A 14,910-nucleotide genomic window follows, 5' to 3' on the forward strand; every position below is an offset into this window, starting at 1 on the left:
AGTGCTGGTGTCGCTGAGTCACTGTGCGGCGCGCAGCAGCCGGAGCTGCCCGATCTCGGCGACGTTCTTCATCAGCTCGGCGTTGACCCACCCGAGCAGGTGGGCGACGGTGTGCCCGGCGTCGGCCGGCCACGGGTACGCGGCCGGCCGGTCGAGGTCGGCGTCGGCGAGCCGGTCGAGGTGCCCGAGCCACTGCCGCCGCAGGTCGCGCAGCCACTCGATCGCCGCCGCGCCGGCTCCCGGCCAGGCGACCTCGGTGTGCCCGGGCACGGGCCGACCCTGGAGGTGCTCCCCCGCCGCCGACCACCACCACCCGATGTGCCAGGTCAGCCACGCGATCGTGGGCACCGGCACCGGGTCGGGCTCCGTCTGCGCCCAGTCCGGGACCCACGTGCCGGCCGGGCCGGGCCGTACGGTCCAGCAGTGCGCGGCCGGTTCCCACAGGAAGTCGGCCGGCTCCAGCCGTTCGAGGTGGTATTCGAGAAGGGCCCAGGTCAGGTCGAACTGCCACCGGACCAGGTCACCACGGGATGCCGACATCCGGGGCATCCTGCCACCCCCCGCCGGGACGGTCGACCGGATAACGCGGCGTTCCGCGCTCGCTCAGCCCAGGGTGTCGTAAAAGTCGATCTTCTCGCGCAGGTGGTCGTACTGGCGCTGGAGCAGGCGCATCTGCTCCTCCACCCGGTCCGCGTGCCGCACCAGCAGCGCCCGGCGCTGCCCGGTCGTGTGGTCGCCGGCGCGGGCCAGCTCGGCGTACCGGCACATTTCGGCGATCGGCATGCCCGTGTCGCGCAGGCAGCGGAACAGCGTCAGCCAGCCCAGGTCCTCGTCGGTGAACACCCGACGCCCGGCCGAGGTACGGCCGACGCCGCTGAGCAGGCCGATCTTCTCGTAGTAACGCAGGGTGTCGAGGCTGAACCCGCTGCGGCGGGCGGCTTCCGAGGGGGCGTATCCGGTCACCGACGCACAGTAGCGCTTGACCTGGAGCGCGCTCCAGGTAGAAAACTGGGCGCATGACGACGACACGGACACTGGGTCGCAGCGGGATCGGGGTCAGCGCCATCGGCATGGGGTGCTGGGCGATCGGCGGACCGCTCTGGGGCGACGACGGGCAGCCGTACGGGTGGGGCGAGGTCGACGACGACGAGTCGATCCGCACCGTGCACCGGGCCCTCGACCTGGGGGTGACGCTGTTCGACACGGCCAGCAACTACGGCGCCGGGCACAGCGAGCGGGTCCTCGGCCGGGCCCTCGCGGGCCGCCGGGACGAGGTGGTGATCGCCACCAAGTTCGGCAACCGCTCCGAGGAGGCGACCCGGCTGGCCACCGGCACGGACGCCTCCCCCGCCTACGCGGTGGAAAGCCTGGAGGGGTCGCTGCGCCGGCTCGGCACCGACCACGTCGACCTCTACCAACTGCACCTCAACGACCTGCCGGTGCCCGCCGCGCTCGACCTGGTCGACACCCTGGAGGGCCTCGTCGCCCAGGGCAAGATCCGGGCGTACGGGTGGAGCACCGACAACCCGGCTTCGGCGCGGGCGTTCGCCGAGGCCGGCGCGCACTGCGCGGCGATCCAGCACGACCAGTCGGTGCTGAAGGACAACGCGGCGATGTTCGCCGTCTGCGCCGAGCTGGACCAGGCCAGCCTCAACCGGGGGCCGCTCGCGATGGGCCTGCTCACCGGCCGCTACCAGGGCAGTACGGCGGCGCTGGGCGGCGACGACGTGCGCGGGAAGGCCCCGGAGTGGCTGGCGTGGTTCACCGACGGCCGGCCGACGCCGCAGTGGGCGGCCCGGGTCGCCGAGGTGCGCCAGGCGCTGACGGCCGACGGCCGTACCCTCGCGCAGGGTGCGCTGGGGTGGCTGCTGGCCCGCAGCGACCGGACGCTGCCGATCCCCGGCTGCCGCACGGTGGCCCAGGCGGAGGAGAACTTCGCCACGCTCGCCCTCGGCCCGCTGCCGGCGGACGCGTTCGCGGAGGTGGAGCGCCTCCTGGCCGACCTGCGCCCGGCCGGCGTCGGGGGCTGACCGGCAGGCGGCGTCGGCGTCGGGGCTGACCGGCCGGGTGGCCCCTTGAGGTGAGCGGGCTCCTTCATCCCGCTCACCGCATCCAACCGCCCTCCCGTGACCGAAGATGGGGGCATGCGGATCCTCCTGGCCGGCGCGTCCGGCTTCCTGGGCACCCGGCTGGCCGACCACCTCACCGCGGACGGCCACCGGGTGACCCGCCTGGTCCGGCGGCCGGCGCGCACCGGCGACGAGCGGCAGTGGAACCCGACCGCCGCGCAGCTCGACCCGGCGGTGGTCGCCGACGCCGACGCCGTGGTCAACCTGGCCGGCGCGGGCGTCGGCGACAAGCGGTGGAACGACGCGTACAAGAGGCTGATCAGGTCCAGCCGGGTCGACTCGACCACCACGCTGGCCATCACGATCGCGGGCCTGCCGGCCGCCGACCGGCCGACGGTGCTGCTGAACTCCTCGGCCGTCGGCTGGTACGGCAACACGGGCGACCGGGTGGTCGAGGAGGACGCCCCGGCGGGCGAGGGCTTCCTCGCCGACGTGTGCCGGGTCTGGGAGGCGGCCACCCGTCCCGCCGAGGACGCCGGGGTGCGGGTCGTCCGGCTGCGCACCGGGCTGCCGCTGCACCGCGACGGCGGGTTGCTCAAGCCGCAGTTGCTGCCGTTCAGGCTGGGCATCGCCGGGAGGCTGGGCAGCGGCCGGCAGTGGCTGCCGTGGATCTCGATGGCCGACTGGCTGCGCGCGGCGCGGTTCCTGCTGGACCGCGACGACGTGGCCGGGGCGGTCAACGTCGTCGGCCCCGCCCCGGTCACGAACGCCGAGTTCACCCGGGAGCTGGCCCGCCAGCTGCACCGCCCGGCGGTCGTGCCGATCCCGGCGCTGGCCCTGAAGGTGGCCCTGGGCGGCTTCGCCCAGGAGGCGCTCACCAGCGCCCGGGTGCTGCCCGCCGTGCTGACCCGGGCCGGCTTCGCGTACCACCACCCGGACCTGCCGAGCGCCCTGCACGCCGCCCTCAACGACTGATCAGCAGCCGAGCACCCAGTAGCCGGGGGCGGTCTGCTTCAGCGTGGACGTGTAGAAGACGTTGTAGAGGCCCATCCGCTGGTTGCTGCCGAGGGCGTACGCGTAGCCACCGGACTGGTAGGCGCGCCCGGCGGCGACGTGGGCGTAGTTGCTGGCGGTGACGCACGTGGGCGACGCGGTCGGGGTGGGCGAGGCGGTCGGCGATGCCGTCGGGGTGGGGGTGGGCGACGCGGTGGCCGTCGGGGTCGGGCTGGGCGACGCGCCGCCGCCGTCGAGCCCGAAGAAGAGCGCGTCACGGTACGTCGAGCAGATCGTGTCGAGGAAGTACGCCGCCGCGGTGCCGCACTGGTCGGCACCGGAGCCGGGATCGACGGGGGTGCCGTGGCCCATCCCGGCGACCCGGTAGAGGCGGACGGCGTCGTCGCCGTACACCTCGAGGCTGGTGCCGGCGGGCAGCGACGCCGTGCCGGTGGGGGTCTGCGCGACGCCGAGCACGTTGGTCCACTGGTCGCGCGACTCGACGGCGTTGGCCGGCACGACGGTGCTGTCGGCGGTGCCGTGCCAGATGGCCACCCGGGGCCGGCGGCCGGCGTACCCGGGGTACGCGGCCCGGACGAGGTCGCCCCAGGCGGTGGGGGTCTTGTCGACCCCGCTGTACTGGCAGACGCTGGTGGACGCGGGCGGGGAGCAGCGGTAGGGCATCCCGGCGATGACCGAGCCGGCGGCGAACAGCTCGGGGTACGCGGCGAGCATGACCGAGACCATCGCCCCGCCCGCCGACAGCCCGCTGATGGCGATGCGGCCGCCGTCGAGGCCGTACGTGGTCTTCGCGTACCCGACCATCTGCGCGATCGACGCCGCCTCGCCCTGGCCCCGGGCGATGTCGCCCTCGGTGAACCAGTTGAAGCAGGTCAGCGCCTGGTTGGCGGTGGACTGCTGGGGCACGATCAGGGCGAACTTCCACTGGTCGGCGTACTTCTGCCAGCCGGAGTTGGCGACGTAGCCGGCGGCGTTCTGGGTGCAGCCGTGCAGCAGGACGACGGCGGGCGCGTTGGCCGGGAGGCCGTCGGGCCGGTAGGCGTACATGGTGAGGTTTCCGGGGTTGGCGCCGAAGCCGGTGACCTGGGTGAGGGTGGCGGCCCGGGCGGGCGCGGCGACGACGGCGACCAGGGCCGCCGCGGCGAGCGCGGCCCCGGTGACCGCCCCGGCGAGCCGGGTGAGCGAAGTGGTGGAGCGGCGCACGACGACCTCCTGTCGCGGATTGTGAACTGAGTCACTTCCGAGTTGCCGCGACGTTACGTCCGTGTTTCCTCCCACCGACATGGTCGCCGGTCACACATTCGCAGCCGTCGACGTGTGCCCGTGTCGCCCCGGCGTGCCCGGGTCCGGTTGGTAACGTCCGCTGCGTGCCGCCCTCCCCGCCCCCCGCCGCCGGACCGGCGACCGGCACCGCCGCCGGCTCCCGCAACCGGCGCGCCGACGCGCTCTTCGCGCTGCTCGCGCTGGCCCTCGCCGGCTGGGTCACCAGCGGGCTGTGGCTGAGCCCCGACCAGCGGGTGATCACCGTCAACTCCAGCGACCAGGCGCTGTTCGAGTGGCTGCTCGCCTTCGGCGGGCACGCGCTGACCCACGGCGAGAACCCGCTCTTCACCACCCTGCTCAACGTCCCCGACGGGGTGAACCTCGCGGTCAACACCTCGATCACCGTGTACGCAGCCGTGTTCGCGCCGCTGACGTACCTGATCGGGCCGCCCGCGACGTTCCTGGTGATCCTGACCCTCAACCTCGCCGCCACCGCGCTGGCCTGGTACGTGCTGCTGTCCCGGCAGCTCGTGCGCAGCCGGCTCGCGGCGGGCGTCGGCGCGCTGTTCGTCGCGTACTCCCCCGGCATGGTGTCGCACGCCAACGCCCACCTGAACTGGACCGCCGGGTGGCTGGTGCCGCTGCTGCTGTGGCGGGTGTTCGCCCTGCGCGAGCCGGGGCGCTGGCTGCGCAACGGGGTCGTGCTCGGCGTCGTCGTGGCGGTCGCCTTCTCCATCGCCGCCGAGGGGCTGTTCTTCACCGCCCTCGCGCTCGGCGTGTTCCTGCCGATCTGGGCGCTGCACCCCGAGCGGCGGGCGCGGGCCCGCGCGGAGCTGCCCGCCTTCGCGCGCGGGCTGGGCGTGACCGCGCTGACCGCCGGGGTGCTGCTGGCGTACCCGCTGTGGCTGCACTTCGCCGGCCCGCAGCGCTTCCACGGCACCGGCTTCGACCCGGTCATCCACGCCGAGGACATCGCCGCGTACGCGGCGTACCCGCGCCGGTCCCTCGCCGGCGAGGCGGGGCTGGGCACCCCGCTCGCGCCCAACCCGACCGAGGAGAACTCGTTCTTCGGGGTGCCGCTGCTGCTGCTCGCCGTCGTCTGCCTCGGCTGGCTGTGGCGGCGGGACCGGGCCCTGCGGGCCACCCTCGCCGCCCTCGGCGGCACCGCCGTCGTGTTCACCGTGCTGTCCTGGGGGCCCCGGGCCAAGTGGGCCGGCCGGCACACCGACACCCCGCTGCCGTTCCTGCTGCTGGACGACCTGCCGGTGGTCAACGCCGCCCTGCCGGCCCGGCTGGCCCTGATCGTGGCCCCGGTGATCGGGGTGCTGCTGGCGTACACCGTCGACCGGCTGCGGGCCGACCCGCCGCGCCGCCGGGCCGCGCGCGCCGCCTGGGGGCTCGGCCTCGCGGCGGCGCTGCTGCCGCTGCTGCCCACGCCGCTGCTGACCAGGGTCCGCGAGCCGGTGCCGACGTTCATCACCGCCGGCACCTGGAAGGAGTACGTCTCCCCGGGCGGCACCCTCACCCCGCTGCCGCTGACGCTCGACGTGACCCCGGACGGGCAGCGCTGGCAGGCGTACGCGCTCGCCCACCGGCAGGGTGAGTTCCGCCTCCCGGCGGGGTTCTTCCTCGGCCCCGGCGGCCCGGACGGCCGGGGCCGGATCGGGCCCCCGCCGCGCACCTTCGACACGCTGATGGACCAGGCCGGCCGCACGGGGCTCGTCCCGATCGTCACCGAGGGCAGCATCCGGTTGTCCCTGGCCGACCTGCGGTACTGGGGGGTCGAGGTGGTGGTCCTCGCCGACCGGGTGGAGGGCGCGAAGTACGACCTCGACGAGGACGCCCTGCGGCGCACCGCCACCGCCCTGCTCGGCCCGCCGCAGCGCGTCGACGACGTGTGGCTGTGGCGGGTGCCACCGGCCTGACCGGCGGGTACGGGACTAGGCTGGTGGGCGTGACCGCGACGATTCCGGGGCTGACCGCCGTCCGTGCAGGGGTGCTCGACTACCAGGCCGCGTGGGACGAGCAGCGACGGCTGCACGAGTCGGTGGTGGCCGGCGAGCGCGGCGACACGGTGCTGCTGCTGGAGCACCCGAGCGTCTACACGGCCGGCAAGCGCACCGAGCCGTGGGACCGGCCGCTGGACGGCACCCCCGTCGTCGACGTGGACCGCGGCGGCAAGATCACCTGGCACGGCCCGGGGCAGCTGGTCGGCTACCCGATCGTGAAGCTGCCCGACCCGGTGGACGTCGTCGCGTACGTACGCCGCACCGAGCAGTTGCTGATCGACGTCTGCGCCGAGTTCGGCCTCGCCGCCGACCGCGTCCAGGGGCGCAGCGGCGTCTGGGTGCCCGAGGACGACCGGGGCCCGGCCCGCAAGGTCGCCGCCATCGGCATCCGGGTCGCCCGTGGGGTCACCCAGCACGGCTTCTCGATCAACTGCGACTGCGACCTGGCGTACTTCGACCGGATCGTGCCCTGCGGCATCCGCGACGCCGGGGTCACCTCGCTCACCGCGGAGCTGGGCCGCCCGATCACCGTGGCCGACGTGCTGCCGGTGGTGGAGCGCCGCCTGCCCACGCTGGTGACGCTCTAGGCCCTGGTCACGCTCTAGGCTCGGCGGGTGCAGATCGACCTCGTCACCCTCGTCGTCGCCGAGTACGACCCGGCCATCGCCTTCTTCACCGAGGTCCTCGGCTTCGAGCTGGTCGAGGACTCCCCGGCGCAGACCACCGACGGCCGCCCGAAGCGGTGGGTGGTGGTCCGCCCGCCGGGCGCGCAGACCGGCCTGCTGCTGGCCCGCGCCGACGGCGAACGGCAGGAGGCGGCGGTCGGCGCCCAGACGGCCGGGCGGGTCGGCTTCTTCCTGCGGGTCGACGACTTCGACGCCGCCTATCGCCGTCTCGCCGACGCGGGCGTGGAGTTCCTCCGGCCGCCGCGCGCCGAGCCGTACGGCCGGGTGGCCGTCTTCCGCGACATCGCCGGCAACCCCTGGGACCTGCTCGGCCCGGCCTGACCCGACTGACCCGACTGACCCGCCTGACCCGACTGACGCGGCGCGGATCGGGGCACTCGCGCGGCGGACGCCGGGGCGCAACGCTATGCACTCAACGTGACCGACCTCCTCCCACCCACACCCCGTTCCTTCCCCTTTGCTCTGCACCCACCCGCGCAGCGGTAACGGAGGGTGGCTGTTGCGTATAAGGGTGCAGAGCAAAGGGCCGGGAACGGGTCGTGTGGGGTCGGCTAGGTAGGCCAGGTCGGCGACCTCCACCTGGGGCGCGACCGAGATGGCCGCGCCGCAGGAGCAAAATTCCATCACCCAGGGTCACATCGACCGCGAGGTCCGCAAGTCGTCACACTGGGTTGCCGCCAGGCGGGGCGGGTGCGTCAGGGGGTGAGGCGGTGCAGGTCGCGGGGGAAGGCCGTGACCTCGCGGACGTTGGCCGCGCCGACCAGGCGGGCGACGAAGCGTTCCAGGCCGATCGCGAAGCCGCCGTGCGGCGGCATGCCGTGCCGGAACGCGTCCACGTATCCGGCGTACGGCTCGACCGGCTCGCCGCGCGCCGCGAGCGCCGCCAGGTAGTCGTCGTGCCGGTGCAGACGCTGCCCGCCCGTGACCAGCTCAAGGCCGCGGAACAGCAGGTCGAACCCGTTCGAGTACGCCGGACGCGCCGGGTCGGGATGGGTGTAGAAGGGCCGCTTCGCCATCGGGTACCCGGTGACGAAGACGAACTCGCTGCCGTGTTCGCGGCGGGCCCACTCCCCCAGCGCCCGCTCGTGGGCGGGGGCCAGGTCCGGCTCGTCGGCCGGCGCGCCGGCGATCGCCAGGGCCTCGGTGAAGTGGACGGCGGGGATCCGCGCCGGCACCTGCGGCACCGTCACGCCCAGCGTGCCCACCGCGGTGCCCGCCCGGTCCGCCACCGTCGCCAGCATCCCGGCGAGGGTGTCCCGCAGGACGGCCATCACGTCGGTGTGGTCGCCGACGAAGCCCAGCTCCGCGTCGAGGGAGGTGTACTGGGCCAGGTGCCGGGCGGTGTCGTGCGGCTCGGCCCGGAACACCGGCCCGACCTCGTACACGCGCTCGAAGACGCCGACCATGAGCTGCTTGTAGAACTGCGGCGACTGGGCGAGGTACGCGGGCCGGCCGAACCAGTCCAGCGCGAAGACGTTCGCCCCGCTCTCGGTGGACGAGGCGACCACCTTCGGGGTGTGGATCTCCACGAAGTCGCGGGCGTCGAGCGCGGCCCGGAACCCGGCGACCGCCGCCGCCGCGACCCGCAGCGCCGCCGACCGGCGCGGATGGCGCAGCGCGACGGGAGCGTGGTCGAGCTGGGTGGGCAGGGTCGCCGCCAGCGCCGGCCGGTACAGGTCGAACGGGGGCGCGGCGGCGGGCGGGCCGAGCGGTCGTACCGTCGGGTGGGTCAGCTCGACCCCGGCGGGGGCCGCCGGGTTCGCGACCACCGTCGCGGTGACCTCGACGACGGTCTCCTCGGTGAGCCGCTCGACGGCAGCGCGGGCGACCGGGTCGGCGGCGACGACCTGGGTCAGGCCGGCGGCGTCCCGCACGATCAGGAACGCCACCGACTTGAGCAGCCGGCGGCGGTGGACCCAGCCGGCGACCCGGACGGTCGCGCCGACGTGGGCGGGGAGCTGGGTGGACAGGATGCGTTGCACGGCGGTTACCTCCTCGATCGATCGCAACGCGATCCCCGGGAGGTGTGGGCGAGCGGGTCCTCGCGGTGCCACCACACCTTCGCCCCCGCGCGCGGGGGCCTCGTTCGTCGCCTGGTGACCGGGGCCAGCCGGGCGGGTTCTACTGGGCGGGCGTCGGGGTGACACCGCGCCGTTCTTCCCGCAGCTCGGGAGGGTCTTCGCGCGCCGACGCCAGACCGCCTCGCAGCGTTCGGCGGCTCTCTGGACTGGCGGGGTGGCGCGCTACTCGGCTCCGTCTCAGCTTTGCGGGCACGCTAGCAGCCGGCCGCGACGGTGTAACGGGGTTTTCGGCGGTGGCGGTGGGCGGCGTCACAGGGAACGGGAGGTGACGGGCGTCGCGTCCCGTTCATCGACGGCTGCCGTCGGGCGTAGGCTCGGTTTTGTGACGATCGAGCACGCCGCGTCGACGACGCCGACGACGACCGAGCAGCCGACGACCAGCCCCGCCTCGCGTACCGCGACGGTCGCCCCCGAGGGGCGGCGCCTGCTGCGCATCGAGGCGCGCAACGCCGAGACGCCGATCGAGCGCAAACCGCCGTGGATCAAGGTGAAGGCCAAGATGGGGCCGGAGTACACCCAGCTGCGCGGGCTCGTCTCGCGCGAGGGGCTGCACACCGTCTGCCAGGAGGCCGGGTGCCCCAACATCTACGAGTGCTGGGAGGACCGGGAGGCCACCTTCCTCATCGGCGGCGACCAGTGCACCCGGCGCTGTGACTTCTGCCAGATCGATACGGGCAAGCCGGCCGAGTTCGACGCCGACGAGCCGCGCCGCGTCGCCGAGTCGGTGGTGTCGATGGGCCTGCGGTACGCCACGATCACCGGCGTCGCCCGCGACGACCTGCCCGACGGCGGGGCCTGGCTGTACGCGGAGACGGTCCGCCAGATCCACGCCCTCCAGCCGGGCTGCGGGGTCGAGCTGCTGATCCCCGACTTCAACGCCGTCCCCGAGCAGCTCGCCGAGGTGTTCGGCTCCCGCCCGGAGGTGCTGGCGCACAACGTCGAGACGGTGCCGAGGATCTTCAAGCGGATCCGGCCGGCGTTCCGCTACGAGCGCTCGCTGGACGTGATCCGGCAGGCCCGCGCCGACGGCCTGGTCACCAAGAGCAACCTGATCCTCGGCATGGGCGAGGAGCGGGCCGAGGTGTCCCAGGCGCTGCGGGACCTGCACGACGCCGGCTGCGAGCTGATCACCATCACGCAGTACCTGCGCCCGTCGCCCCGGCACCACCCGGTGACCCGGTGGGTGAAGCCGGAGGAGTTCGTGGAGCTGCGCGAGGAGGCCGAGGAGATCGGCTTCGCCGGGGTGATGAGCGGGCCGCTGGTGCGCTCGTCGTACCGGGCGGGTCGGCTCTACCGGCAGGCCCTCGACGCCCGCGAGGCCGTGCGCGCCTGAGCGACGCCCCCCGGGGTCTAGATCCACCTGTTCGGATGATGTCCCAACAAACGGGGCGGCTATTGCCATCGATACGTCGATGGTGGTGAATTTAGTCATGCCCCTGCCGCACACCGTCATCATCGGCGCCGGTCCCGCCGGCCTCACCGCCGCGTACGAGCTGACTCGACGCAACGCCCCCGTGGAGGTGGTGGAGGCCGACGACGTCGTGGGCGGGATCAGCCGCACCGTCGAGCGGGACGGGTGGCGCTTCGACATCGGCGGGCACCGGTTCTTCACCAAGGTCGCCCGGGTCGAGGATTTCTGGCACGAGGTGCTGCCCGACGGGGACTTCCTGCTGCGTCCCCGGATGAGCCGGATCCACTACCGGGGCAAGCTGTTCGACTACCCGCTGCGCGCCGGCAACGCGCTGGGCAACCTGGGCATCGTCGAGGCGGTGCGCTGCGTCGGGTCGTACGTGTGGGCGCGGCTGCGGCCACCGACGGACCAGAGCCACTTCGAGGGCTGGGTGTCGGCCCGCTTCGGCACCCGCCTGTACCGGATGTTCTTCAAGACGTACACCGAGAAGGTCTGGGGTTTCCCGGCCACCGAGCTGCAGGCGGACTGGGCGGCCCAGCGGATCCGCAACCTGTCGCTGGCCGGCGCGGTGCGCAACGCGCTGCTGCCCCGCCGAGCCCGCGGCGCCGACATCACCAGCCTGATCGAGGAGTTCCAGTACCCGAAGCTCGGCCCGGGGATGATGTGGGAGCGCTGCGCCGAGCTGGTCGCGAAGGCCGGCGGCACGGTGACGATGGGCACCTCGGTGACGCGGGTGCACCGGGCCGACGGCCGGGCGGTCGCGGTGACCGTGGCGGGCCCGGACGGCGAGCGCCGCATCAAGGCCGACCACGTGATCTCCAGCATGCCGCTGCCGGAGCTGGTGCGGGCCGTGGACCCGCCCGCGCCGCCGCCGGTGCTGGCCGCCGCCGACGCGCTGCGGCACCGCGACTTCCTCACCGTGGCGCTGGTCGTGCCGGCCGACGCCGGGTTCCCGGACAACTGGATCTACGTGCACACCCCGGGGGTACGGGTGGGCCGGATCCAGAACTTCGGCTCCTGGTCGCCGTTCCTGGTGCGGGACGGGTTCACCTGCCTTGGGCTGGAGTACTTCGTCGACGAGGGCGACGACCTGTGGGAGTCGGCCGACGACGACCTGATCGCCCGGGGCACGGCCGAGCTGGAGACGCTCGGGCTGGTGCGCCCCGGGGCGGTCTCGGCCGGGTACGTGGTGCGGATGCCGAAGGCGTACCCGGTGTACGACTCCGGCTACGAGCAGGCCGTGGAGACCATGCGCCACTGGCTCGCCGAGGCGTTGCCGAACGTGCACCCGGTGGGCCGCAACGGCATGCACCGCTACAACAACCAGGACCACTCGATGCTCACGGCGATGCTGACCGTGGAGAACATCCTCGACGACGCCGACCACGACGTGTGGGAGGTGAACGTGGAGGAGGAATACCACGAGCAGGCGGACGCGTCGTCGTCCTCCGCCTCGGCCGACGGGCGGCACGGCACGGGCCGGGCCGCCCCGGTGCTGCCCCGCCGCCCGTGACTGCCGGCCGCGGATCAACGGGGCCGGCGGCGACCACCTAGACTCTGCGGCATGGCGAAGCCCCAGGAGAAGGTCTCGTTCGGCCAGCGGCTGAAGCAGATCGGGATGGTGTTCAAGTTCACCGCCAAGCAGGACAGGTGGTTCGCTCCGCTTGCCGCCGGCGCGGTGCTGATCCCGCTCGCGCTGACCGTGGTCGCGGTGCTCCTCTGGGGTTGGCTCTGGCTGCCGCTGGGCATCCTGCTCGCCCTGCTCGCCCTGTTGATCGTGCTCAACCTGCGGTCGAACGCGGCGATGATGAACGCCGCCGAGGGGCAGCCCGGCGCGGCGGCGCAGATCATGGAGAGCATGCGCGGTGACTGGCGGGTGTCCCCGGCGGTCAGCGCGACCACGCAGATGGACATGGTGCATCTCGTGATCGGCCGTGCCGGCGTGATCCTGCTGGCCGAGGGGCACCCGCAGCGGGTCCGCGGTCTGCTGGGGCAGGAGAAGCGGCGGCTGGCCAAGGTGATCGGCTCCGCGCCGCTGCACGACTACGTGATCGGCCAGGGCGAGGGTGAGCTGCCGATCCGCAAGCTGCGGATGACGCTGATGCGGCTGCCGCGCGCCCTCAGCGGCAAGGACGTCAACGCCCTCGACAAGCGGCTCAAGGCGCTCACCGCCCGCCCGCAGATGCCCAAGGGCGCGATCCCGAAGAACATGCGCCCGCCGCGTGGCGCGTTCCGGCAGACCCGGGGCCGCTGACGCCCTACCCGCGCGGCGCGGCGGCGATCACCGAGCCGGTGAGGCGGTCGTGCAGGCCGCGGCGGTGCTCGTCCATGATCAGGGCCGGGACGACCAGGGCGAGCAGGAGGCCGCGCAGCAGCGCCCGGGCCAGGCCGATCCGGCCGCCGTCGGCCCAGGACAGGCAGCGGATCCGGGTGACGTACATGCCGGGGGTCTGCGCGAACAGGCCCAGGAAGAAGCCGTACTCGACGATCAGCACCGCGACGGGGGCCCAGCCGTCGCGGACCGGGTCGGCGAAGAAGTTGGACACCAGCAGGCAGAGCACCCAGTCGATCACCAGGGCACCGAACCGGCGGCCCAGGGTGGGCGGCGCGAACGCGGGGTCGGCGGCGGGCGGCGCGGGGGGCTGCGGCATGGTCACGACCGCCAAGGGTAGTCAGGGGCCCGAACGTGGCCGGAAGCACACCCGCCGGCGAACCGGACAAAAGGCGTTGATCTGCGGCACTTCGCCGTGCCAGGTATCGTCCGAACGGACATCCGACGGCGACTGACCGGCGCTTATGACGCAGCGCGAGCGACGTAACACGACAGAAACACAGCAGATACGACCGGGCAACCGCACGGCCATAGCGTCGCCAACAGCCAGCCACCCGTGGACGTGCCAGGAGGACGTGTGTTCGCCAATCCCGAGGAACTGCTGCGATACCTCAAGAACGAGGACGTGAAGTTCGTCGACGTACGTTTCTGTGACCTGCCCGGCGTGATGCAGCACTTCAACCTGCCGGTGGAGTCCTTCGACGACAGCGTCTTCAACGACGGTCTCGCCTTCGACGGATCGTCGATCCGCGGCTTCCAGGCGATCCACGAGTCGGACATGCTCCTGCTCCCGGACGTCGCGAGCGCCTTCATCGACCCCTTCCGCGCGCAGAAGACCCTCGCGCTCAACTTCTTCATCCACGACCCGTTCACCCGTGAGGCCTACTCCCGGGACCCGCGGAACGTGGCGAAGAAGGCCGAGGCGTACCTCGCGGCGAGCGGCATCGCCGACACCGCGTACTTCGGCGCCGAGGCGGAGTTCTACATCTTCGACTCGATCCGCCACGAGACCTCGGCCCACCAGTCGTTCTACTACATCGACTCGATCGAGGGCGCCTGGAACACCGGACGCGAGGAGCCGGGCGGCAACCGCGGCTACAAGACCGCGTACAAGGGCGGGTACTTCCCGGTGCCGCCGGTCGACCACTACGCCGACCTGCGCGACGGCATGGTCCGCCGCCTGGTCGACGCCGGCTTCACCGTGGAGCGCTCGCACCACGAGGTCGGCACCGCCGGCCAGTCGGAGATCAACTACAAGTTCTCCACCCTGCTGCACTCGGCCGACCAGCTCCAGCTCTTCAAGTACCTGATCAAGAACGAGGCCTGGGTCAACGGCAAGACCGCGACGTTCATGCCGAAGCCGCTCTTCGGCGACAACGGCTCGGGCATGCACACCCACCAGAGCCTGTGGCTGAACGGCGAGCCGCTGTTCTACGACGAGACCGGCTACGCCGGCCTGTCGGACACCGCCCGCTGGTACATCGGCGGCCTGCTGCACCACGCGCCGTCGCTGCTGGCGTTCACCAACCCGACGGTCAACTCGTACCGTCGCCTGGTGCCCGGCTACGAGGCCCCGGTGAACCTGGTCTACTCGCAGCGCAACCGCTCCGCCTGCACCCGTATCCCGGTGACCGGCAGCAACGCGAAGGCCAAGCGCGTCGAGTTCCGCGTGCCGGACCCGTCGAGCAACCCGTACCTCGCCTTCTCGGCGATGATGATGGCCGGCCTCGACGGCATCAAGAGCAAGATCGAGCCGCCGGCGCCGATCGACAAGGACCTGTACGACCTGCCGCCGGAGGAGTGGGGCTCGGTCAAGCAGGTTCCGGGCTCGCTGCCCGAGGTGCTCGACGCCCTCGAGGCCGACCACGACTACCTGCTCGACGGCGGCGTCTTCACGCCGGACCTGATCTCCACCTGGGTGGAGTGGAAGCGGGCCAACGAGGTCGACCCGGTGCGTCTGCGCCCGACCCCGCACGAGTTCGCGATGTACTTCGACTGCTGAGCACTGCGGACTGCTGAGCCCTCGGGCCGGCACCTCCTTCAGC

The 14,910-nt window shown here is 73.0% G+C and carries 14 protein-coding genes; 9 read left to right on the top strand and 5 right to left on the bottom strand.

Going from position 1 to position 14,910, the window contains the following annotated elements; all coding sequences use genetic code 11:
• Positions 1–18: 18 nt before the first annotated feature.
• Positions 19–540 carry a DinB family protein gene (locus LPA42_RS26505; protein ID WP_077938962.1) on the bottom strand — a complete coding sequence of 174 codons (522 nt, stop codon included), beginning with the start codon at positions 538–540 and terminating at the stop codon, positions 19–21.
• Between the two features lie 63 nt (positions 541–603).
• Complete coding sequence (locus LPA42_RS26510; protein WP_077938961.1) at positions 604–963, bottom strand: MerR family transcriptional regulator; 360 nt, start codon at positions 961–963, stop codon at positions 604–606.
• Between the two features lie 53 nt (positions 964–1,016).
• Here LPA42_RS26510 and LPA42_RS26515 point away from each other — a divergent pair, with 53 nt between their 5' ends.
• Both LPA42_RS26515 and LPA42_RS26520 read left to right on the top strand, forming a co-directional pair.
• Entirely contained in the window at positions 1,017–2,030 is a 1,014-nt protein-coding gene (locus LPA42_RS26515) for an aldo/keto reductase (RefSeq protein ID WP_077938960.1), read from the top strand.
• A gap of 114 nt (positions 2,031–2,144) precedes the next feature.
• Positions 2,145–3,044, top strand: a complete 900-nt coding sequence (locus LPA42_RS26520) for a TIGR01777 family oxidoreductase (RefSeq protein WP_077938959.1) — start codon at positions 2,145–2,147, stop codon at positions 3,042–3,044.
• On the opposite strand, the gene LPA42_RS26525 is transcribed toward LPA42_RS26520, so the two are convergent.
• The gene (locus tag LPA42_RS26525; RefSeq protein ID WP_228986933.1) at positions 3,045–4,286 is read right to left on the bottom strand and encodes a PHB depolymerase family esterase; all 1,242 of its coding nucleotides are present in this window, start codon (positions 4,284–4,286) and stop codon (positions 3,045–3,047) included.
• 164 nt (positions 4,287–4,450) lie between these two features.
• Between LPA42_RS26525 and LPA42_RS26530 the strand changes: the two genes are divergently transcribed.
• From LPA42_RS26530 to LPA42_RS26540, 3 genes are read left to right on the top strand one after another with little or no spacing between them, the layout of a single operon-like run.
• Positions 4,451–6,271 carry a DUF2079 domain-containing protein gene (locus LPA42_RS26530; RefSeq protein WP_077938957.1) on the top strand — a complete coding sequence of 607 codons (1,821 nt, stop codon included), beginning with the start codon at positions 4,451–4,453 and terminating at the stop codon, positions 6,269–6,271.
• 29 nt (positions 6,272–6,300) lie between these two features.
• Entirely contained in the window at positions 6,301–6,942 is a 642-nt protein-coding gene (lipB, locus tag LPA42_RS26535; RefSeq protein ID WP_043969281.1) for a lipoyl(octanoyl) transferase LipB, read from the top strand.
• Positions 6,943–6,969: 27 nt separating this feature from the next.
• Positions 6,970–7,362 (top strand): VOC family protein, encoded by a 393-nt coding sequence (locus LPA42_RS26540; protein ID WP_077938956.1) that lies wholly within the window; start codon positions 6,970–6,972, stop codon positions 7,360–7,362.
• A gap of 374 nt (positions 7,363–7,736) precedes the next feature.
• Here the strand turns inward: LPA42_RS26540 and aspS are convergent, their stop codons facing one another.
• The gene (aspS, locus tag LPA42_RS26545; protein WP_077938955.1) at positions 7,737–9,023 is read right to left on the bottom strand and encodes an aspartate--tRNA(Asn) ligase; all 1,287 of its coding nucleotides are present in this window, start codon (positions 9,021–9,023) and stop codon (positions 7,737–7,739) included.
• Positions 9,024–9,387: 364 nt separating this feature from the next.
• Here aspS and lipA point away from each other — a divergent pair, with 364 nt between their 5' ends.
• From lipA to LPA42_RS26560, 3 genes are all read left to right on the top strand, one after another.
• Positions 9,388–10,455: a lipoyl synthase gene (lipA, locus tag LPA42_RS26550; RefSeq protein WP_176734074.1), complete on the top strand. Its 1,068-nt coding sequence runs from the start codon at positions 9,388–9,390 to the stop codon at positions 10,453–10,455.
• 97 nt (positions 10,456–10,552) lie between these two features.
• A complete protein-coding gene (locus LPA42_RS26555; RefSeq protein ID WP_077938953.1) occupies positions 10,553–12,046 on the top strand; it encodes an NAD(P)/FAD-dependent oxidoreductase in 1,494 nt (497 codons plus the stop codon).
• Positions 12,047–12,097: 51 nt separating this feature from the next.
• Positions 12,098–12,787 (top strand): DUF4191 domain-containing protein, encoded by a 690-nt coding sequence (locus LPA42_RS26560; protein ID WP_043967094.1) that lies wholly within the window; start codon positions 12,098–12,100, stop codon positions 12,785–12,787.
• 4 nt (positions 12,788–12,791) lie between these two features.
• On the opposite strand, the gene LPA42_RS26565 is transcribed toward LPA42_RS26560, so the two are convergent.
• Entirely contained in the window at positions 12,792–13,184 is a 393-nt protein-coding gene (locus tag LPA42_RS26565; protein ID WP_043969279.1) for an RDD family protein, read from the bottom strand.
• 258 nt (positions 13,185–13,442) lie between these two features.
• On the opposite strand from LPA42_RS26565, the gene glnA reads away from it, so the two are divergent.
• The gene (glnA, locus tag LPA42_RS26570) at positions 13,443–14,867 is read left to right on the top strand and encodes a type I glutamate--ammonia ligase (RefSeq protein WP_043967093.1); all 1,425 of its coding nucleotides are present in this window, start codon (positions 13,443–13,445) and stop codon (positions 14,865–14,867) included.
• Positions 14,868–14,910: the final 43 nt, after the last annotated feature.

This window comes from Micromonospora sp. DH13 (assembly GCF_020873825.1).
Classification (GTDB): domain Bacteria; phylum Actinomycetota; class Actinomycetes; order Mycobacteriales; family Micromonosporaceae; genus Micromonospora; species Micromonospora haikouensis.

What these genes read in the sequence shown, in the direction of transcription:
- LPA42_RS26505 (WP_077938962.1), bottom strand. Translation starts at nt 540, where the DNA reads ATGTCGGCATCCCGTGGTGACCTGGTCCGGTGGCAGTTCGACCTGACC.
- LPA42_RS26515 (WP_077938960.1), top strand. Translation starts at nt 1,017, where the DNA reads ATGACGACGACACGGACACTGGGTCGCAGCGGGATCGGGGTCAGCGCC.
- LPA42_RS26520 (WP_077938959.1), top strand. Translation starts at nt 2,145, where the DNA reads ATGCGGATCCTCCTGGCCGGCGCGTCCGGCTTCCTGGGCACCCGGCTG.
- LPA42_RS26555 (WP_077938953.1), top strand. Translation starts at nt 10,553, where the DNA reads ATGCCCCTGCCGCACACCGTCATCATCGGCGCCGGTCCCGCCGGCCTC.
- LPA42_RS26560 (WP_043967094.1), top strand. Translation starts at nt 12,098, where the DNA reads ATGGCGAAGCCCCAGGAGAAGGTCTCGTTCGGCCAGCGGCTGAAGCAG.
- LPA42_RS26565 (WP_043969279.1), bottom strand. Translation starts at nt 13,184, where the DNA reads ATGCCGCAGCCCCCCGCGCCGCCCGCCGCCGACCCCGCGTTCGCGCCG.